We start from the raw sequence: 20,111 nt of genomic DNA, 5'->3' as shown, positions 1-20,111 counted from the left end.
AGGAGAACCGCATGAGCCTGTATGTCGCCCTGCAAATGGACCCGGTCGAGGATGTCTCGATCACCGCCGACAGCACCTTCCGCATCGGGCTGGAGGCCCAGGCGCGCGGCCACAGGCTGTTCCAGTATACGGTCGATCAACTGCGCTATGACGAGGGCCGGGTGATCGCGCGCGGCCGCCCGGTGACGTTGCGGCGCGAGCAGGGCAACCACGTCACCTTCGGCGACTGGGCCGAGGTCGACCTGTCCGACTTCGACGTGGTCTGGCTGCGCCAGGATCCGCCTTTCGACATGGCCTATGTCACCTCGACCCACCTGCTGGACCGGGTGCATCCGAAGACGCTGGTCGTCAACGATCCGTTCTGGGTCAGGAACTGCCCCGAAAAGCTGATGGTGCTGGATTTCCCCGACCTGACGCCGCCCACCATGATCGCCCGCGACCCCGCCGCGATCCGCGCCTTCCGCGAACGCCACGGCGACATCATCGTCAAGCCCCTTTACGGCAATGGCGGGGCAGGGGTGTTCCACCTCGACCCCGAGGACCGCAACCTCTCGGCGCTGCTGGAACTGTTCTCGGGGATCAGCCGCGAGCCGATGATCGCGCAGAAATACATCCACGCCGTCAGCCAAGGCGACAAGCGCATCATCCTGGTCGACGGCGAGCCCGTGGGCGCGATCAACCGCGTCCCGCAACTGGGCGAGGCGCGGTCGAACATGCATGTCGGCGGCCGCGCCGAAAAGATCGGCCTGACCCCCCGCGAATACGAGATCTGCAAGCGGATCGGCCCGGTCTTGCGCGAAAAGGGCCTGATCTTCACCGGCATCGACGTGATCGACGGCTGGCTGACCGAGATCAACGTGACCTCGCCCACGGGGATTCAGGAGCTTGAGCGGTTCGACGGGATCAACGCGGCCGAGGCGATCTGGGTGGCGATCGAGGGGCGGGTGGCTGCCGCCTGATCTTTGCCTTGGTCCAAATATCCTCGGGGGGTCGCCGGTTGGTGCGCCACTGGTTCGAGAACCAGCCGGCGACAGGGCGAAGCGCCCCCGGCTTCACCCCGCCTCCCTCACCCGTTCCTCGACCACCTCGAACGGCACCCCGGGCTGGTCCTTCGCCGCCCGGATCACCAGCGAGGTCTTGACGCTGGCGACGTTCGGCGCCGCCGTCAGCGATTGCGTCAGGAACCGCTGGAAGCTCGACAAATCGGGCGAGACGCATTTCAGGATGAAGTCGATCTCGCCGTTCAGCATGTGGCATTCGCGGACCAGCGGCCAGCCCTGCACAAGCGCCTCGAAGGCCGACAGGTCGCGTTCGGATTGCGACGCCAGGCGCACCATGGCGAAGACCTGCACCTCGAAGCCCAGTTCGCGCGCGTCGATGTCGGCGTGATAGCCGCGGATGAAGCCCGTCTCCTCCAGCGCCCGGACACGGCGCAGGCAGGGCGGGGCCGAGATGCCGACGCGGCGGGCAAGCTCGACATTGGTCATCCGGCCGTCGGCCTGCAATTCGGCCAGGATCTTGCGGTCGATGTCGTCCAGTTTCGCGCCGGCCATGCTGTTCTTTCTTTATCGGGTTCTTGGCGTTGCCGGAAACTACAATGGGGGCGACAGGCGCGCAACATTCTTTCCGGGCGCGTGCTGCGTTGCAGAGTCGGGTGGGAAGGACTACCTCATGCACAAACACCGGATGGGACGCAAGATGACCGACACGACGCATGTGAAACTTCTGATCGTTGGCTCCGGCCCGGCGGGCTATACCGCCGCCGTCTATGCCGCGCGGGCCATGCTGAGGCCGATGCTGATCCAGGGGATGCAGCCCGGCGGCCAGCTGACCATCACCACCGAGGTCGAGAACTGGCCCGGCGAGACCGAGATCCAGGGCCCGGACCTGATGGTCAGGATGGAGGAGCACGCCCGCGCCATGGGTGCCGAGATCGTCGTGGACATGGTCACCCACCTGAACCTGCGCCAGCGTCCCTTCGGCGCCACCTGCGACAGCGGCCGGGTCGTGACGGCCGATGCGGTGATCCTGGCGACCGGCGCGCAGGCCCGCTGGCTGGGCCTGCCGTCCGAGGAGAAGTTCAAGGGTTTCGGCGTCAGCGCCTGCGCGACCTGCGACGGCTTCTTCTATCGCAACCGCGAGGTGCTGGTGATCGGCGGCGGCAACACCGCCGTTGAAGAAGCCTTGTTCCTGACCAGGTTCGCCAGCAAGGTGACGCTGGTCCACCGCCGCGACAGCCTGCGGGCCGAGAAGATCCTGCAACAGCGCCTGTTCAAAAACCCCAAGGTCGAGGTGATCTGGGACCACGAACTGACCGAGGTTCAGGGCGTGGACATGCCGCTGGGCGTGACGGGCGCGGTCCTGACCTCGACCAAGGACGGCGGCACCCGCACGGTTCCGGCGGACGGCATCTTCGTGGCCATCGGCCATGCGCCCGCCAGCGATCTGGTGCGCGGCCAGCTGGACCTGCACAATGGCGGCTATGTGAAGGTCGAGCCGGGCAGCACCCGCACCTCGATCCCCGGCGTCTTCGCGGCGGGGGATCTGACCGACCACATCTATCGCCAGGCGGTGACGAGCGCGGGCATGGGCTGCATGGCGGCCCTGGATGCCGAACACTGGCTGGCCGAACATGACGCGGCGGGCGAGCCCGACCCGGCCCACGGCGAGCTGCCCGAGGACGTGGCGGGATAGCTGGGCGCGACGGCTATGCCGGATTGCGGAGGTCGGTTTGGCGCACCCCTCTTGCCCTGCGGCTTGCGCCTATGGGCAATCGGTCCGGCAAACCGTTGAAAAAGCGAAAGCCGGGGACATCGCCCCGGCTTCGGTCTTCCTTGATCCTTACTGCGACAGCGTGAACGGTTCGGTCATCTGGTCCACGTTGTCGGCATTGACCAGGATGCAGTCGAACAGTTGCTTTTCGGTCTCGACACCGGTCGAGCCGTTCTTGATGACGTTGTCGGCCTGGCGCACGGCTTCCTCGGCAAAGACCGCGACGGGTTGCAGCACGGTATACTGCATCTCTCCGGCCTTCACCGCCGCCACCGCGTCGGGGGTTCCGTCGAAGCCGCCGACCTTCACCTGGTCCAGCTTGCCCGCCTCTTTCAGCGCCGCGATCGCGCCGAGCGCCATTTCATCATTGCCCGAGATCACGCCGATGATGTCGGGATTGGCTTGCAGCAGCGACTGCATCTTCTGATAGCCCTGTGTGCGATCCCAGTTGGCGACCTCTTGCCCGGCCTTCACCAGGTCGGGATACTGGCTCAGCACCGTCTCGAACCCGTTCGACCGGGTCTGGGCGTTGTTGTCCGACGGGGCGCCGAACAGTTCGACATAGTTGCCGGTATCGCCCACGGCCTCGACCCAGGCCTGCGCGCCAAGGGCCGCGCCCTGGGCATTGTTCGACACCAGCTGCGCCTTGGCCAGGCCCTCCTGGTTGATCTCGGCGTTGATCAGGATGACCGGGATGCCCGCATCGACGGCCTTCTGCACCGCGCCGACCGATCCGTCGGCATTGGCCGGATCCAGGATCAGCGCCACCGACTTGTTGGTGATCGCGGTATCGACCAGGGTGCTTTCGGTATTGGTGTCGCCGCGATGGGCCGCGACATTGGCGGTATAGCCCAGATCCTCGGCAGTCTTCCGGGCGACCTCGCCCTCGGCGAACCAATAGGGGTTCGCGGGGTCGTTGACGATGATGGTGATCAGCCCCTCGGCCTGGGCCGCGGCGGCCATCAGCGGCAGCGAGGCGGCGGCGGCAAGCAGCGCGCGGCGCGTCAGTTTGAACATGTGGTCACTCCCTTGAGGTTGTTTCACTGCCGGTCGGGCAGGCTTTCCGCCCGGACCCCCTGTGGCCCGGACGGGGAAGGTCCGGCGCGTCAGCCCTTGCGGGTGCCGCGCCCGTATTGGATCGAATTCATCAGCACCGCCAGCACGATCACCGCGCCGGTGAACACCGTCTGCCAGTATGACGACACCCCGATGATCACCAGGCCCGCCGACAGAAAGCCGATCACGAAGGCGCCCAGCATGGTGCCGCGCACCCCGCCGCGCCCGCCGGTCAGGGCCGCGCCGCCGATCACCACCGCCGCGATGGCGGTCAGCTCATAGGTGGTCCCCGCCGTCGGCCCGGCCGAGGTCAGTTGCGAGGCCAGCACCAGCCCCGCCACCGCCGCCAGCGCGCCCGAGACGGTATAGACGGTGATCTTGACCAGCCGCACCGGCACGCCCGACAGTTCCGCCGCGCGCTCGTTCCCGCCCGAGGCGTAAAGCCACCGCCCGAAGGCCGACCGCGACAGCATCAGCCCGGCCAGGATCGCCACCACCGCCAGCACGATCACGCTGATCGGCACACCCCACAGCCGGTTGAAGCCCAGCCAGTTGAAGCCGGTATTGCCCAGGGCCTCGGACCCGCGCAGGTTGTTGTAGGTCAGCCCGTTGGTCATCAGCAGCGCGACCCCGCGCGCCACATACATCACCCCCAGCGTGGCGACGAAGGGCGGCACCTTGAAGACGGCGATCAGCACCCCGTTCAGCGCCCCAACCAGGGCGCCCACGGCGATGGTCAGCACCACCACCGCCCAGACCGGCGGATAGAGGATCACCCCCGCCCAGTCCAGCGTGACGCCCTGCATCATCGCCCCCGCCACGACGCCGCACAGCGCCAGGATGGACCCCACCGACAGGTCGATGCCGCCGTTCAGGATCACCAGCAGCATCCCGATGGACAGGATGCCATAGATCGCTACCTGCGACGACATGATCAGGAAGTTCGACAGCGTGAAATAGTTGGGCGACAGGATCGAAAAGACCGCGATGATGGCGATCAGCGCGAAGAAGGCGCGGCCCTCCAGCAGCAGGCGGCCCAGGCTGAAGCCGCCGGACTTGGGCGCAGTGGTCGTGGTGGCAGACATTGGTTTCCTCCCCTCGATCCGTCAGGCAGCCACGGACTCGCCCGAGGCGGCCATGATCTTTTCCTTGGTGACGGTGGAATCGAATTCGGCCGAGATCCGGCCCTTGTGCATGACCACGATCCGATGGGCGACGGACAGGCATTCGCCGACCTCGGAGGTGGAATAGATCACCGCAAGCCCCTGGCGGGCGCCCTCGGCCAGCAGGCGGAAGACCTCGGCCTTGGCGCCGATGTCGATGCCGCGCGAGGGTTCGTCCAGCAGGATCACGCGGGGTTTCGTGGCCAGCATCTTGCCGATCACCACCTTCTGCTGGTTGCCCCCCGACAGCGACCCGATGGGCGCAGCCCCTCCCGCCGTCTTGACGGTGACGCTGCGGATGCTGTCCTGGATCAGCTTGCGTTCCGCCCGCGTGCTGGTGAACAGCCCGCGCGTGAAATCGCGGATGGATGCCAGCGACAGGTTCTGGCCGACGCTCATCGTCTGGACCAGGCCGTCGCGCTGCCGGTCCTCGGGGACGAGCGCCAGGCCGCGCGCGATGCGTTCGGCGATGGACAGGTGGCTGATCTCCTGGCCTTCCAGCACGATCTCTCCGGCGCTGGCGCGCAGCCGTCCGGCGCAGGTCTCCAGCAGTTCCGTGCGCCCCGCGCCCATCAGGCCATAGATGCAGACGATCTCGCCCGCGCGCAGGTCCAGCGACAGGTCGCGCACCAGATCCTTGCCGGTCGCGTCGGGCACCGACAGATTGCGGATCGACAGGGCGATGCCCTGCTTGTCGCTGTCGGGCGGGCTGCCCAGGTCATAGTTCTCGCCCACCATGTTGCGCACGATCCAGTCCAGGTCGATCTGATCGCGCGGCGCATAGGCGGTCATCGTGCCGTCGCGCAGCACCACCGCGTGGTCGGTGATGGTCAGCGCCTCCTCAAGGTGATGCGAGATATAGACGATGCTGACCCCCTTGGCGGTCAGGTCACGGATGACCTTGAACAGCACCTCGACCTCGCTGGCCGACAGCGCGCTTGTGGGTTCGTCCATGATCAGGATGCGGCTGTCCACCGACAGGGCGCGGGCGATCTCCACGATCTGCTGCTGGCCCAAGCGCAGTTCCTCGACCGGAGTCAGGGGGTCGATCTCCTCCTCCAGCTCCTCCATCAACCGGCGAGTCTGGCGCTCCTCCTCGGCGAAATCGACGCCCATCGGGCCACGGATCTCGCGGCCCATGAAGATGTTGTCGCGCACCGACAGGTTCGGTGCCAGGGACAGTTCCTGATGGATGATCGAGATCCCCCGGTCGCGCGCCTCGTTGGCATTGGCGAAGCTGACCGGCTGGCCGTCCAGGATGATCTGGCCGGTGGTGGGCCGGATCACGCCCGACAAGATCTTCATCAGCGTCGACTTGCCCGCACCGTTTTCGCCGAACAGCGTCGTCACCTGGCCGCGATGGATGTCGAAGTTCACGCCCTTCAGCGCGTGGACATTGCCATAGGACTTGGCGACGTTGCGGGCGGCCAGCACGACCTGTCGCGCGTCGGGGGCGCCTTGGGTCTGCGCGCTCATTGGACCGAAAGCTCCACCGGGGTGATCATCCAGTTCTTGGGATTGATCAGGCGGAACGCGCCGGTGACGGTCACGGTCCTGCCGGTCAGGGCCGCCGTGTCGATTCCGTCCAGCACGGCGGCCTTCATGGCGCGGTTGATGCCGGACCCGGCGTCCTGATATTCGATCTGGTTCTTGAAATCGCCGAAGGCGATGTCGCCCGGCGCGTCGCGCAGGTCGGTGCCGTTGATCGCCGGGCCGGTCTGGACGCGGACCGTGATCTCCTCGGGGACGCCCTCGACCGCCAGCGGATAGACGCCTGATCGCGGCTCGCCCGCGATGCCGGTCAGGGTCACGAACATGATCGCGCCGGTGGACGACGCCGTGCCGTATTTCTGCGCCGCCGCGTCCTTGTCGGCCAGAATCTCGGGCGCCAGGGTCGCGGCATCCACCGCCTTTTCGGTCACGAAGGCCTGGATGCGGGGAAACTGTTCCTGCCCATAGCTGTCGGCGGAAAAGGCCTGCGCGCGCAGGTCCGATTCCGATCCGATATGGACCACTGTGGTATCAAGCGCGATGCCGCCGACCAGCAGAACGGCGGCCGCCACGCCGATCAGCAGGCCGCGCCGCGAGGATGCGGGGGCCTTGGGCCCGGGGGTGGTGATGGTCTGCGTCATGGATGATCCCTTCGGCCAAAGATGCGGATCAGCGGGCGCGGAACCGGGACCGCGCGGAACCCGCCCCGCCGCCGGGCATTCACGGATCCAGTGCTGCATATGCGATTCCCCCCCCCTGCTTTCCCTGCGGCGCTGCCTGCGATCCTGGGACCGCGACGGGCAGGCCGGGCAGCGGCGCCTCCTCAGGGCGCCCTCGCCTTCATTACACCTTAACTGAAAATAATTTCGGTGTCTGCAAAAAAATGCATTCCCGATCCTTGTCCTTTCGTGTATGGATTTTGGACGGGGCGTGGTCCTGCGATGGACCTGCGCAGGAGGAATTGGAATGAACGCCGACGCATTCGGCCCGGCTGGCAGGGGCCTTGTCCATGGCCGGTCGTGACATCCTGATCGGCGTCGATGCCGGAACCTCGGTCATCAAGGCGGTGGCCTTCGACCTGGGCGGGCGGCAGGTCGCGGCGGCCTCGGTGCCGAACCGCTATCATTCGGGCGCGGACGGATCGGCCACGCAGTCGCTGGCCCAGACCTGGGACGATTGCGCCGCGGCCCTGCGCGGCCTGGGCGCCAAGGTGGACGGGCTGGCGGGCCGCACGGCGGCGCTGTCGGTCACGGCGCAGGGCGACGGGACATGGCTGGTGGGTCGCGACGGGCCGGTGTCCGACGCCTGGCTGTGGCTGGACGCGCGCGCCGCCCCGACGGTGGCGCGGCTGGCGGGGCGCGCGGCCGACCGCGCCCGGTTCGAGGCGACGGGCACCGGGCTGAACACCTGCCAGCAGGGCGCGCAGATGGCGCATATGGACACCCGGACCGACCTGCTGGACCGGGCCGAGGTCGCGCTGCATTGCAAGGACTGGCTGTATCTGAACCTGACGGGGGTGCGCGCCACCGATCCGTCCGAGGCCAGCTTCACCTTCGGCAATTTCCGCACCCGCCAATATGACGATTCGGTGATCGCCGCGCTTGGCCTGACCCATCGCCGCGACCTGCTGCCGCCGATCATCGACGGCACGCAGGTCACACATCCGCTGACGCCCGACGCCGCGCGCCAGACCGGGCTGCTGGCGGGGACGCCGGTCGCCCTGGGCTATGTGGACATGGTGATGACCGCGCTTGGCGCGGGCGTCTATGGCGGGGCGGCGGGCGACGTGGCCTGTTCGACCGTGGGATCCACCGGCGTCCACCTGCGCGCCATGCGCGACGACCGGGTGCATCTGAACGACCAGGGCACCGGCTATGTGATCTGCCTGCCGATCCCCGGCATCGTCACCCAGGTCCAGACCAACATGGCGGCGACGCTGAACCTCGACTGGGTTCTGGGTCTGGCGGCGGGGCTGCTGTCCGACATGGGCCATGCCGTGACCCATCGCGATCTGGTCGCCCATATCGAGGGCTGGCTGGCCCGGTCCCGGCCCGGCCAGATCGTCTATCACCCCTATATCTCGGACGCGGGCGAGCGCGGGCCGTTCGTTAACGCCGACGCCCGCGGCGGATTTGTCGGCCTGTCGGCGGGCCACCGCTATCCCGACCTGATCCGCGCCGTGGCCGAGGGGCTGGGCATGGCGATGCGCGACTGTTACGCCGCGATGGGTCCGCTGCCCGGCGAATTGCGCCTGACCGGCGGCGCGGCCCGGTCGCGGGGGCTGCGCGCGATCCTGTCGGCCAGCCTGAACGCGCCGGTCCGCGTGTCCGACCGCGACGAGGCCGGCGCGGCGGGTGCCGCGATGATGGCCGCCGTCGCCATCGAAGCCTATTCCGACATGGACGCCTGCATCGCCGAATGGGTCACGCCGCTGCTGGGGAACCCCGAATCCCCCGATCCCGCCCTTGTCGCCGCCTATGATGCGCTGTTTCCTGCCTTCACCGCGTCGCGCCGGGCCCTGCCGCCCGCCTGGAACGCGCTGGCCGCGGCCCGATCCCTGAAAGGACAAAGACATGAGCCATGACACCGACATGATCGACCTGTTCGTCATCGGCGGCGGCATCAACGGCGCGGGCGTCGCGCGCGATGCGGCGGGCCGGGGCCTGAAGGTGGTCTTGTGCGAAAAGGACGACCTGGCGCAGGGCACCTCCTCTCGGTCGGGCAAGCTGGTCCATGGCGGGTTGCGCTATCTGGAATATTACGAATTCCGCCTGGTGCGCGAGGCGCTGATCGAACGCGAGGTGCTGATGGCCGCCGCCCCGCATATCATCTGGCCGATGCGCTTCGTGCTGCCGCATTCGCCGCAGGACCGCCCCGCCTGGCTGGTCCGTCTGGGCCTGTTCCTGTATGACAACCTGGGGGGCCGCAAGAAGCTGCCCGGCACCCGCACGCTGGATCTGCGCCGCGACCCCGAGGGCGCGCCGCTGCTGGACCAGTATCACAAGGGCTTCGAATACAGCGACTGCTGGGTGGACGATTCCCGCCTGGTGATCCTGAACGCCCTTGGCGCGGCGGAAAAGGGCGCGACGGTGCTGACCCGCAGCCCCTGCATCTCGGCCCGCCGCGAAAACGGCGCCTGGACCGTCCAGACCCGCAGCGAGACGACCGGAGAGATCCGCACCTTCCGCGCCCGCTGCGTCGTGAACTGCGCGGGGCCGTGGGTCAGCGACGTGATCAACAACGTCGCCGGGTCCAATTCCAGCCGCAACGTCCGGCTGGTCAAGGGCAGCCACATCATCGTGCCGAAATGGTGGGCGGGGGCGAACGCCTATCTGGTCCAGAACCACGACAAACGGGTGATCTTCATCAACCCGTATGAAGGCGATCTGGCGCTGATCGGCACCACCGACATCCCCTATGAGGGCCGGGCCGAGGATGTGGCGGCGGGGGAGGACGAGATCGCCTATCTGCTGGCCGCCGTGAACCGATACTTCAAGGAAAAACTGCGGCGCGAGGATGTGCTGCATTCCTTCTCGGGCGTGCGGCCGCTGTTCGACGACGGCAAGGGTAACCCCTCGGCCGTGACGCGGGATTACGTCTTCGACCTGGATCAGACGGGCGGGGCGCCGCTGCTGAACATCTTCGGCGGCAAGATCACCACCTTCCGCGAACTGGCCGAACGGGGAATGCACCGCCTGCGCGGCATCTTCCCCAAGATGGGACCGGACTGGACCGGCGAGGCCCCGCTGCCGGGCGGAGAGATCGCCAATGCCGATTTCGAATCCTTCGTGGAATTGCAGCGCGAACTGAACCCCTGGATGCCGCGCCCGCTGGTCCTGCATTACGCCCGTCTTTATGGCGCGCGGACCAAGGACGTGGTGGCGGGCGCGATGACCTTGGACGGGCTGGGCCGCCACTTCGGCGGCACCCTCTATGAGGCCGAGGTTCGCTATCTGGTCGCCCGCGAATGGGCGCGGACGCCGGAAGACATCCTGCTGCGGCGCACCAAGCATTACCTGCACCTGACCCCGACCCAACGCGATGCCTTCGCCGACTGGTTCGCCGGGTCGGATCTGGCCCAGGCTGCGTGACCGCCATGCCCCTGACGCTGTCCCTGAACACCAACCCGCTGGTCAACCGCTTCGCCGACCCGGACGACCTGATCGACACGGTGGCGCGCGATTTGCGCATCCGCGATCTGCAACTGACCCATGAGTTCATCAACCCCGGCTGGCCCGCCCCGGTGATCCGCCGGCTGACCCGCCGGATGGGCGCGGCCCTGGACCGCACCGGGGTGCGCGTGACCAGCGGCATGACCGGACCTTACGGGCGGCTGAACCATTTCGGCCATCCCGACCGCGACGTGCGGCGGTTTTATGTCGACTGGTTCAAGACCTTCGCCGACATCATCGCCGACCTGGGCGGCACCTCGGTCGGCACGCAATTCGCGATCTTCACCTATCACGACTATGACGACCCGGCCCGGCGCGAATCGCTGATCCAGACCGCCATCGACTGCTGGGCCGAGGTCGCCGACCACGCTAAATCCGCCGGGCTGTCCTATGTCTTCTGGGAACCGATGAGCGTCGGGCGCGAATTCGGTGAAACCATCGCGGCTTGCATGGAGTTGCAGGACCGGCTGACGGCGGCGGACATGGCGGTTCCGATGTGGATGATGGCCGATATCGACCATGGCGACGTGACCAGCCCGAACCCCGACGACACCGACCCCTATGCCTGGGCGCGGGCGGTGCCGCGGTTCAGTCCGATCATCCACATCAAGCAGTCGATGATGGACAAGTCGGGCCACCGCCCCTTCACCGCCGAATACAACGCCAGGGGCCGGATCCAGCCGGAACCGCTGCTGGCGGCCTTGGCCCAGGGCGGCGCGGTCGACAACGAGATCTGCCTGGAGCTGTCCTTCAAGGAACGAGAGCCGAACGATCGCCAGGTGATCGCCCAGATCGCCGAAAGCGTGGCCTTCTGGGCGCCGCATATCGACAGCGGCGCCGGGGATCTGAGGGTCTGATGCAGCCCTTCGCCTTCGCCACCGCGACCGAGATTCTGTTCGGCAGGGGGCAGGCGGATCATGCGGCGACGCGCGTGGCGGGGATGGGGCGGCAGGTGCTGCTGGTCCATGGCCGCGACGGCGGGCGCGCCGCTTGGCTGGCGGATGAATTGGCCGGGCAGGGCTGTGCGGTGACGGGTCTGTCGGTCCCGCGAGAGCCGGACACCATGCTCATCGAAGACGGCATCGCCGCCGCCCAAGGCGCGCAGGTGGTCGTGGCGCTTGGCGGCGGCGCGGTGATCGACGCGGGCAAGGCCATCGCTGCCCTGCGTCCCGCCACCCGCCCGATGCTGGATCATCTTGAGGTCGTGGGCCGGGGCCTGCCGCTGGACAACCCGCCCTTGCCCTTCGTCGCCATCCCCACCACGGCGGGCACCGGGGCCGAGGTCACCCGCAACGCCGTGATCGGCGTGCCCGAACACCGCCGCAAGGTCAGCCTGCGCGACGCCCGGATGCTGCCGCGCCTTGCCATCGTCGATCCGGCGCTGACGGATGGCTGTCCCCGCGCGGTGACGCTGGGCTCGGGCCTCGACGCCATCACCCAGGTGATCGAGCCGTTCGTCTGCACCCGCGCCAACCCCCTGACCGACGCGCTGTGCCGCGACGCGATCCCGCGCGGGCTGGCGGCGATCCGGCGGCTGATGGAGGGCGAAGACGCCGGCGCCCGCGACGACATGGCCTGGGTCTCGCTGTCGGGCGGGCTGGCGCTGGCCAATGCGGGGCTCGGCGCGGTCCATGGCCTCGCCGGCCCGCTGGGCGGGCTGACCGGGGCGCCGCATGGGGCGATCTGCGGGGCGCTGCTGCCGCCCGTGCTGCTGGCCAACCGCCGCGCCGCGACCGACCCCGCCGCCATCGACCGAATCGATCAGGTCGCCCGCTGGATCGGCGCGGCCTTCGACACGCCCTTCGCCTCGATGGCCGAGGCCGCGCGCGTCCTGGCCGACTGGTCCCACCGCGCGGGCCTGCCCGCCCTGTCGGCCCTGGGCATCGGTCCCGAGGCGCAGGCCGCGGCCGTCAAAGCCGCCGCAAGCTCCTCCTCGATGAAGGCCAACCCTGCGACCCTGACCCCCGGCGACCTGCGCCGGATCATGGAGGATGCGGGCTGATGGCGCGCGGCGATCCCGAACAAAGCCTGGCGATCCGCGCGGCCTGGCTGCATTACGCGGGCGGGCTGACGCAGGCGGCGGTCGCCAAGCGGCTGGGCGTGACCGGCGTCAAGGCCCACCGGCTGATCGCCCGCGCCGTGGCCGATGGCGTCGTCAAGGTCAGCGTCGACGGCGAGATCGTCGAATGCGCCATGCTGGAAGACCGGCTGTGCCAGCGATACGGCCTCGAATTCTGCGAGGTCGCGCCCGATCTGGGCGAGGACGGGCCGCCCTTCCGCGCGCTTGGCCTTGCCGGGGCCAGCTTCCTGCGCCGCCAGATCGAAAGCGGCGAACACCGCGTCATCGGCCTGGGCCATGGCCGCACCCTGGCGGCGGCGGTGGAACAACTGCCGCGCTTCGATGCGAACGGCGCGCATTTCGTGTCGCTGCTGGGCGGGCTGACGCGGCATTATTCGGCCAACCGGCATGACGTGATGCACCGGCTGGCCGAAAAGACCGGCGCGCAGGCCTATGTCCTGCCGGTGCCGTTCTTCGCCAATTCCGAATCCGACCGCGCGGTGCTGCTGGCCCAGCCGGGCGTGGCCGAGATCGTCGACCTGGCGAACGGCGCGGGGCTGAAGGTCGTGGGCATGGGCACCGTCGATCCCGGCGCGCAGCTTGTCGCCTCGGGCATGATCGAGCCGCGAGAGATCGACGAAATCCGCGCGGGCGGCGGCGTGGGCGAGATGATGGGCCATTTCTTCGACGCCGACGGCCGGGTGCTGGAGACCACCCTGTCGGCGCGCACGCTGTCGGCCTCGCTGGACGGGCCGGGCGACAGCCGCACCGTGGTGATCGCGGGCGGCGCCGACAAGGTCCAGGCCATCCGCGCCGCGCTGCGCAGCGGACGGTTGCGCGGGCTGATCACGGACGAGGCGACGGCCGAAGCGCTGGCCGGTTGACCAGCGGAGGGGGACGGGCTGAGGGGGACGGGCCGGGCAAAGCCCGCCCCGGACGCTGCCGCTGGGCCCGAGGCGCGCTGACGCGCGCGCTTCTTCTTCACGAAAATATCCTCGGGGGGAGTTGCGGCCTCGCCGCAACCGGGGGGCAGACAGCCCCCCGACTTCTGTCCGCCGTCTTCCGGCCCCCGCCTTCGCCCGACGAAAAACGGCCCGCGCGACGCGGGCCGTTCGTTCGAACATCACGGCACGGGATTACTTGCCGGTCAGCGCCTTGGCCCGCGCGACGATGGCGTCCGTGGTGATCCCGAACTCCTGATAGAGCCGGTCGATGGGGGCGGAGGCGCCGAAGCCGGTCATGCCGATCACGTCGTCCTCGGATGCGACATAGCGGGTCCAGCCGAACTTGCCCGCAGCCTCGACGGCGATGCGGGGCGCCTCGCCCAGAGTGGCCTTGCGATACTCCTCGGGCTGGGCGTCGAACAGCTCCCAGCTTGGCATCGACACGACGGCGACGTTCAGGCCGCCCCCGTGCAAGGCCTCGGCGGCCTGCACGGCCAGCTGCACCTCGGTGCCGGTGGCGATCAGGGTCACATCACGGTCCCCATCGTCCCTGGCACCGAACTGGCGAATGACATAGGCGCCCTTCGCGGTCAGGTTCTCGTCGCCCGCCTCCAGCCGCAGTTGCGGCACGTCCTGGCGCGACAGGGCCAGCAGGGACGGCACATGGCGGTTGCGGATGGCGATGTCCCAGGCTTCCAGCGTTTCCACCGTATCCGCCGGGCGCAGCACCGTCAGGCCGGGGATGGCGCGCAGGGATGCCAGATGCTCGATCGGCTGGTGGGTCGGGCCGTCCTCGCCCAACCCGATGCTGTCATGGGTCATCACGAAGATCGTGCCCACGCCCATCAGCGCCGACAGGCGGACGGCGTTGCGGGCGTAATCCGAGAACACCAGGAACGTCCCGCCATAGGCGATGAAGCCGCCATGCAGGTTGATGCCGTTCATTGCCGCCGCCATGCCGAATTCGCGCACGCCATAGCCGATATAGCGGCCCGGCGCCTGCCGCGTATACTGGCTGTCCACGGCCTTGACGCGGGTCAGGTTCGATCCGGTGAGGTCGGCCGATCCGCCGATCATCTCGGGCAGCACGGCGGTCAGCGGTTCCAGGGCCATCTGGCTGGCCTTGCGGGTCGCGGCCTTCTTCGGGTCCGCGAACAGCGCGTCGCGGGCGGCCTTGACGGCGGCGTCGTAACCCTCGGGCAGGGTGCCCGACTGGCGGCGGTTGAATTCGTCGCGGATCTCGGCGGACTTCGCGGCAAGCCGCGCTTCCCAGGCTTCGCGATCCCTGGCGCCGCGCGCGCCGATGGCGCGCCATTCGGCGGACAGGTCGTCGGGGATCACGAAAGGCTCGGCCGTCCAGCCGATGGCTTCCTTGGTCAGCGCGGCCTCGTCCTTGCCCAGGGGCGAGCCGTGGACCGCATAGCTGCCCGCCTTGTTGGGCGAGCCGAACCCGATCACCGTCTTCATCGCGATCAGCGAGGGCTTGCCGGTCTCGGCCCTGGCCGCTGCAATCGCGGCATCCAGAGCCTTGCCGTCATGGCCGTCGCAGGATTGCACATGCCAGCCGCAGGCCACAAACCGCGCCGGAACATCCTCGGAAAAGCTGATCGAGGTCGGGCCGTCGATGGTGATGCTGTTGTCGTCATAGAGCACGATCAGCTTGCCCAGGCCCAGATGGCCCGCAAGGCTGATCGCCTCTTGCCCGATGCCTTCCTGCAAACAGCCGTCGCCCACGAAGACATAGGTGTGATGATCGACCAGATCGTCGCCGAACTCGGCCGCCAGCCGCCGTTCGGCAAGCGCCATGCCCACGGCGGTGGCGATGCCCTGGCCCAGCGGGCCGGTCGTGGTCTCGATCCCCTTGGCATGGCCGTATTCCGGGTGGCCCGCCGTGATCGACCCCCACTGGCGGAAGTTCCTGATCTGCTCCAGCGTCATGTCCTCATACCCCGTCAGGTGCAGCAGGCTGTAGAGCAGCATCGAGGCATGGCCGTTCGACAGCACGAAGCGGTCGCGGTCCGGCCAGTCGGGGTTTTTCGCGTCGAATTTCAGGTGGTTGCGGAACAGCACGGTGGCCGCGTCCGCCATGCCCATGGGCGCGCCGGGATGGCCCGAATTCGCCGCGTTCACCGCGTCGATGGACAGCGCCCGGATGCAGTTGGCCAGCGCGAAGTTCTGCGGGTCGAGATCCGCCTTGGCGGCGATCTTCGGGTCTTTGGGCGAATCTAGGGGCATGTGGTCCTCCGACGGTTTGAGGGGTGAATACCCCGGAAGGGCCGCCGCCACAACAATAATCACAAAATGACGTCACAATGTCACAAAAATCATGTTGCGATTTTTGCAATAAGTGTTACAAACCCAGCAGGCAAGGAGGCACGGGTGAAGCGCGAGGAACGCAGGCAGGCGATCATGGATCTGCTGGTCGGGGCGCGGGCCGTCGATCTGGACGATCTGGCCGACCGTTTCGCCGTGTCGCGCATGACCATCCACCGCGATCTCGACGACCTGGAACAGGCGGGCCTGCTGCGCAAGGTGCGCGGCGGCGCCACCATCGAGGCGGGGACGCAGTTCGAAAGCGACTTTCGCATCCGCGCGTTGCAGGACAGCGACGCCAAGGCGCGCATGGCCCGCGCGGCGCTGGAACTGGTCGAGCCGGGCATGACCGTGATGGTCAATGACGGATCCATGGCCGCGCTGCTGGGCGCCAGCCTGGCCGAGAAGGCGCCGCTGACCGTCATCACCAACAACGCCGCCGTGATCGACCGGCTGAAGGATGCGCCGCGCGTCACGCTGATCGCGCTTGGCGGCACCTACAGCGCCAAGTTCAACGGCTTCTTCGGCGTGGTGACCGAGGATGCGCTGTCGCGGCTGCGCGCGGATCTGGCCTTCATCTCGACCCCCGCCGTGGCGGGGCTGCGGGCCTTCCACATGGATGACGCCGCCGTCCGCGCCAAGCGCGCCATGATCTCTGCGGCCGACCGCGCCGTGCTGCTGGTCAACCACACCCGCTTCGGCCGGTCCGCCCTGCACGCGCTGGCGGATCTGACCGATTTCGACGCCATCATCACCGATGCCGCCCCCGCGCCAAGTGATCGCGCCGCGATCGACCGCGCCGGGCTGCGGCTGACCATCGCAAGGGAATGACATGACGGATTTCTGGATCGGCACAAGCTGGAAGATGAACAAGACGCTGGATCAGGCGCGCGTCTTCGCCGAAGGGCTGGCCGCAGCGGACGGCGACCGCGACCCGCGCATCCAGCGCTTCGTGATCCCGCCCTTCACCGCCGTGCGGCAGGTCAAGGACTGGCTGGCGGATACCTCGGTCAAGGTCGGCGCGCAGAACATGCACTGGGCCGACGAGGGCGCCTGGACGGGCGAGATCAGCCCGCTGATGCTGAAGGACTGCAAGCTCGACCTGGTGGAGCTGGGCCATTCGGAACGGCGCGAGCATTTCGGCGAGACGGACGAGACGGTGGGCCTGAAGACCGAGGCCGCCATCCGCCACGGGTTGATCCCGCTGATCTGCATCGGCGAGACGCTGGCCGAGCGTGAGGCGGGCCGGGCGAGGGAAGTTCTGGAAACACAGGTTCGCGCCGCCCTGTCCCGCGTGGCGGGCAGCGATGCGACGATCCTGCTGGCCTATGAACCCGTCTGGGCCATCGGCGTGAACGGCATCCCCGCGACCTCGGACTATGCCGACGCGCGGCAGGCGGAAATCATCGCGGTGGCAGCGGACGTGCTGGGGCGCCGCGTGCCCTGCCTCTATGGCGGCTCGGTCAATCCGGGCAACTGCGAGGAACTGATCCAATGCCCGCATATCGGCGGTCTGTTCATCGGCCGCTCTGCCTGGACCGTGGACGGCTATCTGGATATCCTGGCGCGCTGCGCCGCAACCAACGGAGAAACCAAATGAAACTGGCAATCGCAGGCGACAGCGCGGGTGAGGGTCTGGCCAAGATCCTGGCCGACCACCTCAAGGACAAGCATCAGGTGGCCGAGATCAGCCGCACCGACGAAGGCCCCGACGCCTTCTATGCCAACCTGTCCGACCGGGTGGCAAGCCAGGTCAAGGACGGCACCTATGACCGCGCCATCCTGGTCTGCGGCACCGGCATCGGCGTCTGCATCGCGGCCAACAAGGTGCCCGGCATCCGCGCCGCGCTGACCCATGACACCTATTCCGCCACCCGCGCGGCGCTGTCGAACGACGCCCAGATCATCACCATGGGCGCCCGCGTGATCGGCCCGGAACTGGCCAAGGCCATCGCCGACGCCTGGCTGGCCGAGACGGAAAACTTCGACAGGGCCGGCAAGTCGGCGGGCAATGTCGGCGCCATCGACGCCGTCGATGCCAAATACAACAAGGCGTGAGCCATGCTGAAACTGCCCAATGACGGCCCGGCGACCGGCCGCCTGCTGTCGCAGGTGCTGACCGGGGCCAAAGATGATGGTGGCCTCGCCGCCCTCGTCCTCGCCATCGCAAGCGCCCAGCCGCCGCTGATGGAGCGCCTTGCCGCAGGCCGCCTGCATGGCGACCCGACCGAGATCGTCGGCGTCAACGACACCGGCGACCGGCAGAAGGCGCTCGACGTGGGCGCCCATCACCACATGATCGAGGTCTTGCGTCAGGCGGGCGTCCGCCAGGTGCTGTCCGAGGAAGCCGAGGCGGTGATTCCGCTGAACCCCGACGGCGCCTGGGACGTGGCGATGGATCCCATCGACGGGTCGGGCAGCATCGGCATCGGCGCGCCGCTGGGGATGTTGTTCAGCATCCTGCCCGCCGCGCCCGAAGGCTTTTTGCGCACCGGCGAGGCGGTCGTGGCCGCTGGCTATGCCTCCTTCGGGCATTCCATGGACTTCGGCTGGTCGCGGGGCGACGGCACCCATATCGCCGGCTGGGACGCCGAGGCGGGCGAGTTCCGCGTGGTGCGCGAGAACGTCACGCTGAAACCTGCGGCCTCGACAATCGCCTATAACGCGTCGAACGAACGTCACTGGGAGCCGGGCCTGCAACGCTGGGTCGCCGATCTGCGCGCAGGCCGCGACGGGCCGCTGGGCAAGAACTACAACATGCGCTGGCTTGCCGCCGCGGTCGGCGAATTGCACCGCATCCTGCTGAACGGCGGCGCCTTCCTCTATCCCGCCGACCGCCGCCCCGGATACGGCAAGGGCAAGCTGCGCCTGGCCTATGAGGCGATGCCCATCGCCTTCCTGGTCGAACAGGCGGGCGGGCTGGCGTCGGACGGCACCCAACCCATCCGTTATCGCAAACCGTTAGCGGTACATGACATGACGCCCCTGATATTCGGCGCTAAGGACGAGGTCGAGACGATCCTCGGCTATCTGGCCGAACCCACGGAAGGATAACGACATGGCTATGATTACCCTGCGCCAGCTTCTCGACCACGCGGCCGAGAACGGCTACGCAGTCCCCGCCTTCAACATCAACAACATGGAGCAGGGTCTGGCGATCATGACCGCGGCGCAGGCGACCCGGTCGCCGGTGATCCTGCAAGCCAGCCGGGGCGCGCGCGCCTATGCCAACGATCTGGTGCTGGCCGGGCTGATCCAGGGCTTTGCCAGGGCCTTCCCGGACATCCCGCTGTGTATGCATCTGGACCACGGCAACGGCCTTGCGACCTGCGCCACCGCGATCCAGAACGGCTTTACCAGCGTGATGATGGACGGGTCGCTGAAAGCCGACGGCAAGACGCCCGCCGATTACGACTATAACCGCGACGTGACCGCCAAGGTCGTGGAAATGGCCCATGCCTGCGGCGTCTCGGTCGAGGGCGAACTGGGCGTTCTGGGTTCGCTGGAAACCGGCATGGGCGATCAGGAGGATGGCCACGGCGCGACCGAGCAGCTGGGCCACGACCAGCTTCTGACCGACCCGGACGAGGCCGTGCGCTTCGTGAACGACACCAAGGTGGACGCGCTTGCCATCGCCATGGGCACCTCGCACGGCGCCTACAAGTTCTCGCGCAAGCCCGACGGCGACATCCTGGCGATGCATGTGATCGAGGAAATCCACACCCGCCTGCCCAACACCCATCTGGTGATGCACGGGTCTTCCTCGGTCCCCGAGGATCTGCAACAGATCATCAACAGCCATGGCGGCGACATCAAACCGACCTGGGGCGTCCCGGTCGAGGAAATCCAGCGCGGCATCAAGCACGGCGTGCGCAAGGTCAACATCGACACCGACAACCGCCTGGCCATGACCGCCGCGATCCGCAAGGTGTTCTCCGAGGAGCCGTCCGAGTTCGACCCGCGCAAGTATCTGAAACCCGCGATGGCGATGATGTCGCAGGTCTGCAAGGATCGCTTCGAGGCCTTCGGGACGGCGGGCAACGCCGACAAGATCGTGCCGCTGCCGCTGTCGGTGATGGCCTCGCGGTATTGATCCGGCGGGGATGAAGGGAAGGGGCCTCGCCGGGTGGCGGGGCCTTTT

The 20,111-nt window shown here is 68.0% G+C and carries 18 protein-coding genes; 12 read left to right on the top strand and 6 right to left on the bottom strand.

The genetic code is table 11. From position 1 onward, the window contains the following. Positions 1 to 11: 11 nt before the first annotated feature. The gene (gshB, locus tag PXD02_RS12085) at positions 12 to 959 is read left to right on the top strand and encodes a glutathione synthase (RefSeq protein WP_275104114.1); all 948 of its coding nucleotides are present in this window, start codon (positions 12 to 14) and stop codon (positions 957 to 959) included. Positions 960 to 1,052: 93 nt separating this feature from the next. Here the strand turns inward: gshB and PXD02_RS12080 are convergent, their stop codons facing one another. After that, positions 1,053 to 1,553, bottom strand: a complete 501-nt coding sequence (locus PXD02_RS12080; RefSeq protein WP_089388691.1) for an Lrp/AsnC family transcriptional regulator — start codon at positions 1,551 to 1,553, stop codon at positions 1,053 to 1,055. A gap of 118 nt (positions 1,554 to 1,671) precedes the next feature. On the opposite strand from PXD02_RS12080, the gene trxB reads away from it, so the two are divergent. Continuing rightward, entirely contained in the window at positions 1,672 to 2,694 is a 1,023-nt protein-coding gene (gene trxB / locus PXD02_RS12075) for a thioredoxin-disulfide reductase (RefSeq protein ID WP_275104113.1), read from the top strand. A 147-nt stretch (positions 2,695 to 2,841) separates the two neighbouring features. Here trxB and PXD02_RS12070 read toward each other — a convergent pair whose 3' ends face one another. The 4 genes from PXD02_RS12070 to PXD02_RS12055 form a co-directional block, all read right to left on the bottom strand. Continuing rightward, positions 2,842 to 3,789 carry a D-ribose ABC transporter substrate-binding protein gene (locus PXD02_RS12070; protein WP_275104112.1) on the bottom strand — a complete coding sequence of 316 codons (948 nt, stop codon included), beginning with the start codon at positions 3,787 to 3,789 and terminating at the stop codon, positions 2,842 to 2,844. Between the two features lie 89 nt (positions 3,790 to 3,878). After that, entirely contained in the window at positions 3,879 to 4,913 is a 1,035-nt protein-coding gene (locus tag PXD02_RS12065; RefSeq protein ID WP_275104111.1) for an ABC transporter permease, read from the bottom strand. Positions 4,914 to 4,934: 21 nt separating this feature from the next. Further along, on the bottom strand, positions 4,935 to 6,467 hold the full coding sequence (locus PXD02_RS12060) for a sugar ABC transporter ATP-binding protein (RefSeq protein WP_275104110.1): 1,533 nt from the start codon (positions 6,465 to 6,467) through the stop codon (positions 4,935 to 4,937). Continuing rightward, entirely contained in the window at positions 6,464 to 7,123 is a 660-nt protein-coding gene (locus PXD02_RS12055) for a DUF2291 family protein (protein WP_275104109.1), read from the bottom strand. Before PXD02_RS12055 ends, PXD02_RS12060 begins: the two co-directional genes overlap by 4 nt. A gap of 368 nt (positions 7,124 to 7,491) precedes the next feature. Here PXD02_RS12055 and PXD02_RS12050 point away from each other — a divergent pair, with 368 nt between their 5' ends. Genes PXD02_RS12050 through PXD02_RS12030 form a run of 5 tightly spaced genes read left to right on the top strand, consistent with a single transcriptional unit; the run spans position 7,492 to position 13,597 of the window. After that, positions 7,492 to 9,066 carry an FGGY-family carbohydrate kinase gene (locus PXD02_RS12050; RefSeq protein ID WP_275104108.1) on the top strand — a complete coding sequence of 525 codons (1,575 nt, stop codon included), beginning with the start codon at positions 7,492 to 7,494 and terminating at the stop codon, positions 9,064 to 9,066. After that, positions 9,056 to 10,573, top strand: a complete 1,518-nt coding sequence (locus PXD02_RS12045; protein ID WP_275104107.1) for a glycerol-3-phosphate dehydrogenase — start codon at positions 9,056 to 9,058, stop codon at positions 10,571 to 10,573. The genes PXD02_RS12050 and PXD02_RS12045 overlap by 11 nt, the downstream gene beginning before the upstream one ends. Before the next feature lie 5 nt (positions 10,574 to 10,578). After that, positions 10,579 to 11,511: a sugar phosphate isomerase/epimerase family protein gene (locus PXD02_RS12040; protein WP_275106418.1), complete on the top strand. Its 933-nt coding sequence runs from the start codon at positions 10,579 to 10,581 to the stop codon at positions 11,509 to 11,511. Next, on the top strand, positions 11,511 to 12,656 hold the full coding sequence (locus PXD02_RS12035) for an iron-containing alcohol dehydrogenase (protein ID WP_275104106.1): 1,146 nt from the start codon (positions 11,511 to 11,513) through the stop codon (positions 12,654 to 12,656). The genes PXD02_RS12040 and PXD02_RS12035 overlap by 1 nt, the downstream gene beginning before the upstream one ends. Next, positions 12,656 to 13,597, top strand: coding sequence for a sugar-binding transcriptional regulator (locus PXD02_RS12030; protein WP_275104105.1), 942 nt, complete (start codon positions 12,656 to 12,658; stop codon positions 13,595 to 13,597). Before PXD02_RS12035 ends, PXD02_RS12030 begins: the two co-directional genes overlap by 1 nt. Positions 13,598 to 13,849: 252 nt before the next feature. On the opposite strand, the gene tkt is transcribed toward PXD02_RS12030, so the two are convergent. Beyond that, positions 13,850 to 15,892: a transketolase gene (gene tkt / locus PXD02_RS12025; RefSeq protein WP_275104104.1), complete on the bottom strand. Its 2,043-nt coding sequence runs from the start codon at positions 15,890 to 15,892 to the stop codon at positions 13,850 to 13,852. A gap of 144 nt (positions 15,893 to 16,036) precedes the next feature. Between tkt and PXD02_RS12020 the strand changes: the two genes are divergently transcribed. Genes PXD02_RS12020 through fba form a run of 5 tightly spaced genes read left to right on the top strand, consistent with a single transcriptional unit; the run spans position 16,037 to position 20,063 of the window. Then, on the top strand, positions 16,037 to 16,801 hold the full coding sequence (locus PXD02_RS12020; protein WP_275104103.1) for a DeoR/GlpR family DNA-binding transcription regulator: 765 nt from the start codon (positions 16,037 to 16,039) through the stop codon (positions 16,799 to 16,801). A 1-nt stretch (position 16,802) separates the two neighbouring features. Further along, positions 16,803 to 17,570, top strand: coding sequence for a triose-phosphate isomerase (locus tag PXD02_RS12015; RefSeq protein ID WP_275104102.1), 768 nt, complete (start codon positions 16,803 to 16,805; stop codon positions 17,568 to 17,570). After that, positions 17,567 to 18,028 carry a D-erythrulose-4-phosphate isomerase gene (gene derI, locus PXD02_RS12010; RefSeq protein ID WP_275104101.1) on the top strand — a complete coding sequence of 154 codons (462 nt, stop codon included), beginning with the start codon at positions 17,567 to 17,569 and terminating at the stop codon, positions 18,026 to 18,028. The genes PXD02_RS12015 and derI overlap by 4 nt, the downstream gene beginning before the upstream one ends. A 3-nt stretch (positions 18,029 to 18,031) precedes the next feature. Continuing rightward, positions 18,032 to 19,024, top strand: a complete 993-nt coding sequence (locus tag PXD02_RS12005) for a class 1 fructose-bisphosphatase (RefSeq protein ID WP_275104100.1) — start codon at positions 18,032 to 18,034, stop codon at positions 19,022 to 19,024. A gap of 4 nt (positions 19,025 to 19,028) precedes the next feature. Beyond that, positions 19,029 to 20,063: a class II fructose-bisphosphate aldolase gene (gene fba / locus PXD02_RS12000; RefSeq protein ID WP_275104099.1), complete on the top strand. Its 1,035-nt coding sequence runs from the start codon at positions 19,029 to 19,031 to the stop codon at positions 20,061 to 20,063. Positions 20,064 to 20,111 lie beyond the last annotated feature (48 nt).

It is taken from the genome of Paracoccus sp. S3-43, from assembly GCF_029027965.1.
Lineage (GTDB): Bacteria > Pseudomonadota > Alphaproteobacteria > Rhodobacterales > Rhodobacteraceae > Paracoccus.
Note: the sequence above shows the minus strand (reverse complement) of the source record. Positions and strands in the feature narration are given on the sequence as shown.

Bases quoted from the DNA above. Each gene is read 5' to 3' on its own strand.
- PXD02_RS12080 (WP_089388691.1), bottom strand. From the start codon at position 1,553: ATGGCCGGCGCGAAACTGGACGACATCGACCGCAAGATCCTGGCCGAA.
- PXD02_RS12030 (WP_275104105.1), top strand. From the start codon at position 12,656: ATGGCGCGCGGCGATCCCGAACAAAGCCTGGCGATCCGCGCGGCCTGG.
- PXD02_RS12050 (WP_275104108.1), top strand. From the start codon at position 7,492: ATGGCCGGTCGTGACATCCTGATCGGCGTCGATGCCGGAACCTCGGTC.
- fba (WP_275104099.1), top strand. From the start codon at position 19,029: ATGGCTATGATTACCCTGCGCCAGCTTCTCGACCACGCGGCCGAGAAC.
- trxB (WP_275104113.1), top strand. From the start codon at position 1,672: ATGCACAAACACCGGATGGGACGCAAGATGACCGACACGACGCATGTG.
- PXD02_RS12015 (WP_275104102.1), top strand. From the start codon at position 16,803: ATGACGGATTTCTGGATCGGCACAAGCTGGAAGATGAACAAGACGCTG.
- PXD02_RS12045 (WP_275104107.1), top strand. From the start codon at position 9,056: ATGAGCCATGACACCGACATGATCGACCTGTTCGTCATCGGCGGCGGC.
- PXD02_RS12040 (WP_275106418.1), top strand. From the start codon at position 10,579: ATGCCCCTGACGCTGTCCCTGAACACCAACCCGCTGGTCAACCGCTTC.
- tkt (WP_275104104.1), bottom strand. From the start codon at position 15,892: ATGCCCCTAGATTCGCCCAAAGACCCGAAGATCGCCGCCAAGGCGGAT.
- gshB (WP_275104114.1), top strand. From the start codon at position 12: ATGAGCCTGTATGTCGCCCTGCAAATGGACCCGGTCGAGGATGTCTCG.
- PXD02_RS12035 (WP_275104106.1), top strand. From the start codon at position 11,511: ATGCAGCCCTTCGCCTTCGCCACCGCGACCGAGATTCTGTTCGGCAGG.
- derI (WP_275104101.1), top strand. From the start codon at position 17,567: ATGAAACTGGCAATCGCAGGCGACAGCGCGGGTGAGGGTCTGGCCAAG.
- PXD02_RS12055 (WP_275104109.1), bottom strand. From the start codon at position 7,123: ATGACGCAGACCATCACCACCCCCGGGCCCAAGGCCCCCGCATCCTCG.
- PXD02_RS12070 (WP_275104112.1), bottom strand. From the start codon at position 3,789: ATGTTCAAACTGACGCGCCGCGCGCTGCTTGCCGCCGCCGCCTCGCTG.
- PXD02_RS12005 (WP_275104100.1), top strand. From the start codon at position 18,032: ATGCTGAAACTGCCCAATGACGGCCCGGCGACCGGCCGCCTGCTGTCG.
- PXD02_RS12065 (WP_275104111.1), bottom strand. From the start codon at position 4,913: ATGTCTGCCACCACGACCACTGCGCCCAAGTCCGGCGGCTTCAGCCTG.
- PXD02_RS12060 (WP_275104110.1), bottom strand. From the start codon at position 6,467: ATGAGCGCGCAGACCCAAGGCGCCCCCGACGCGCGACAGGTCGTGCTG.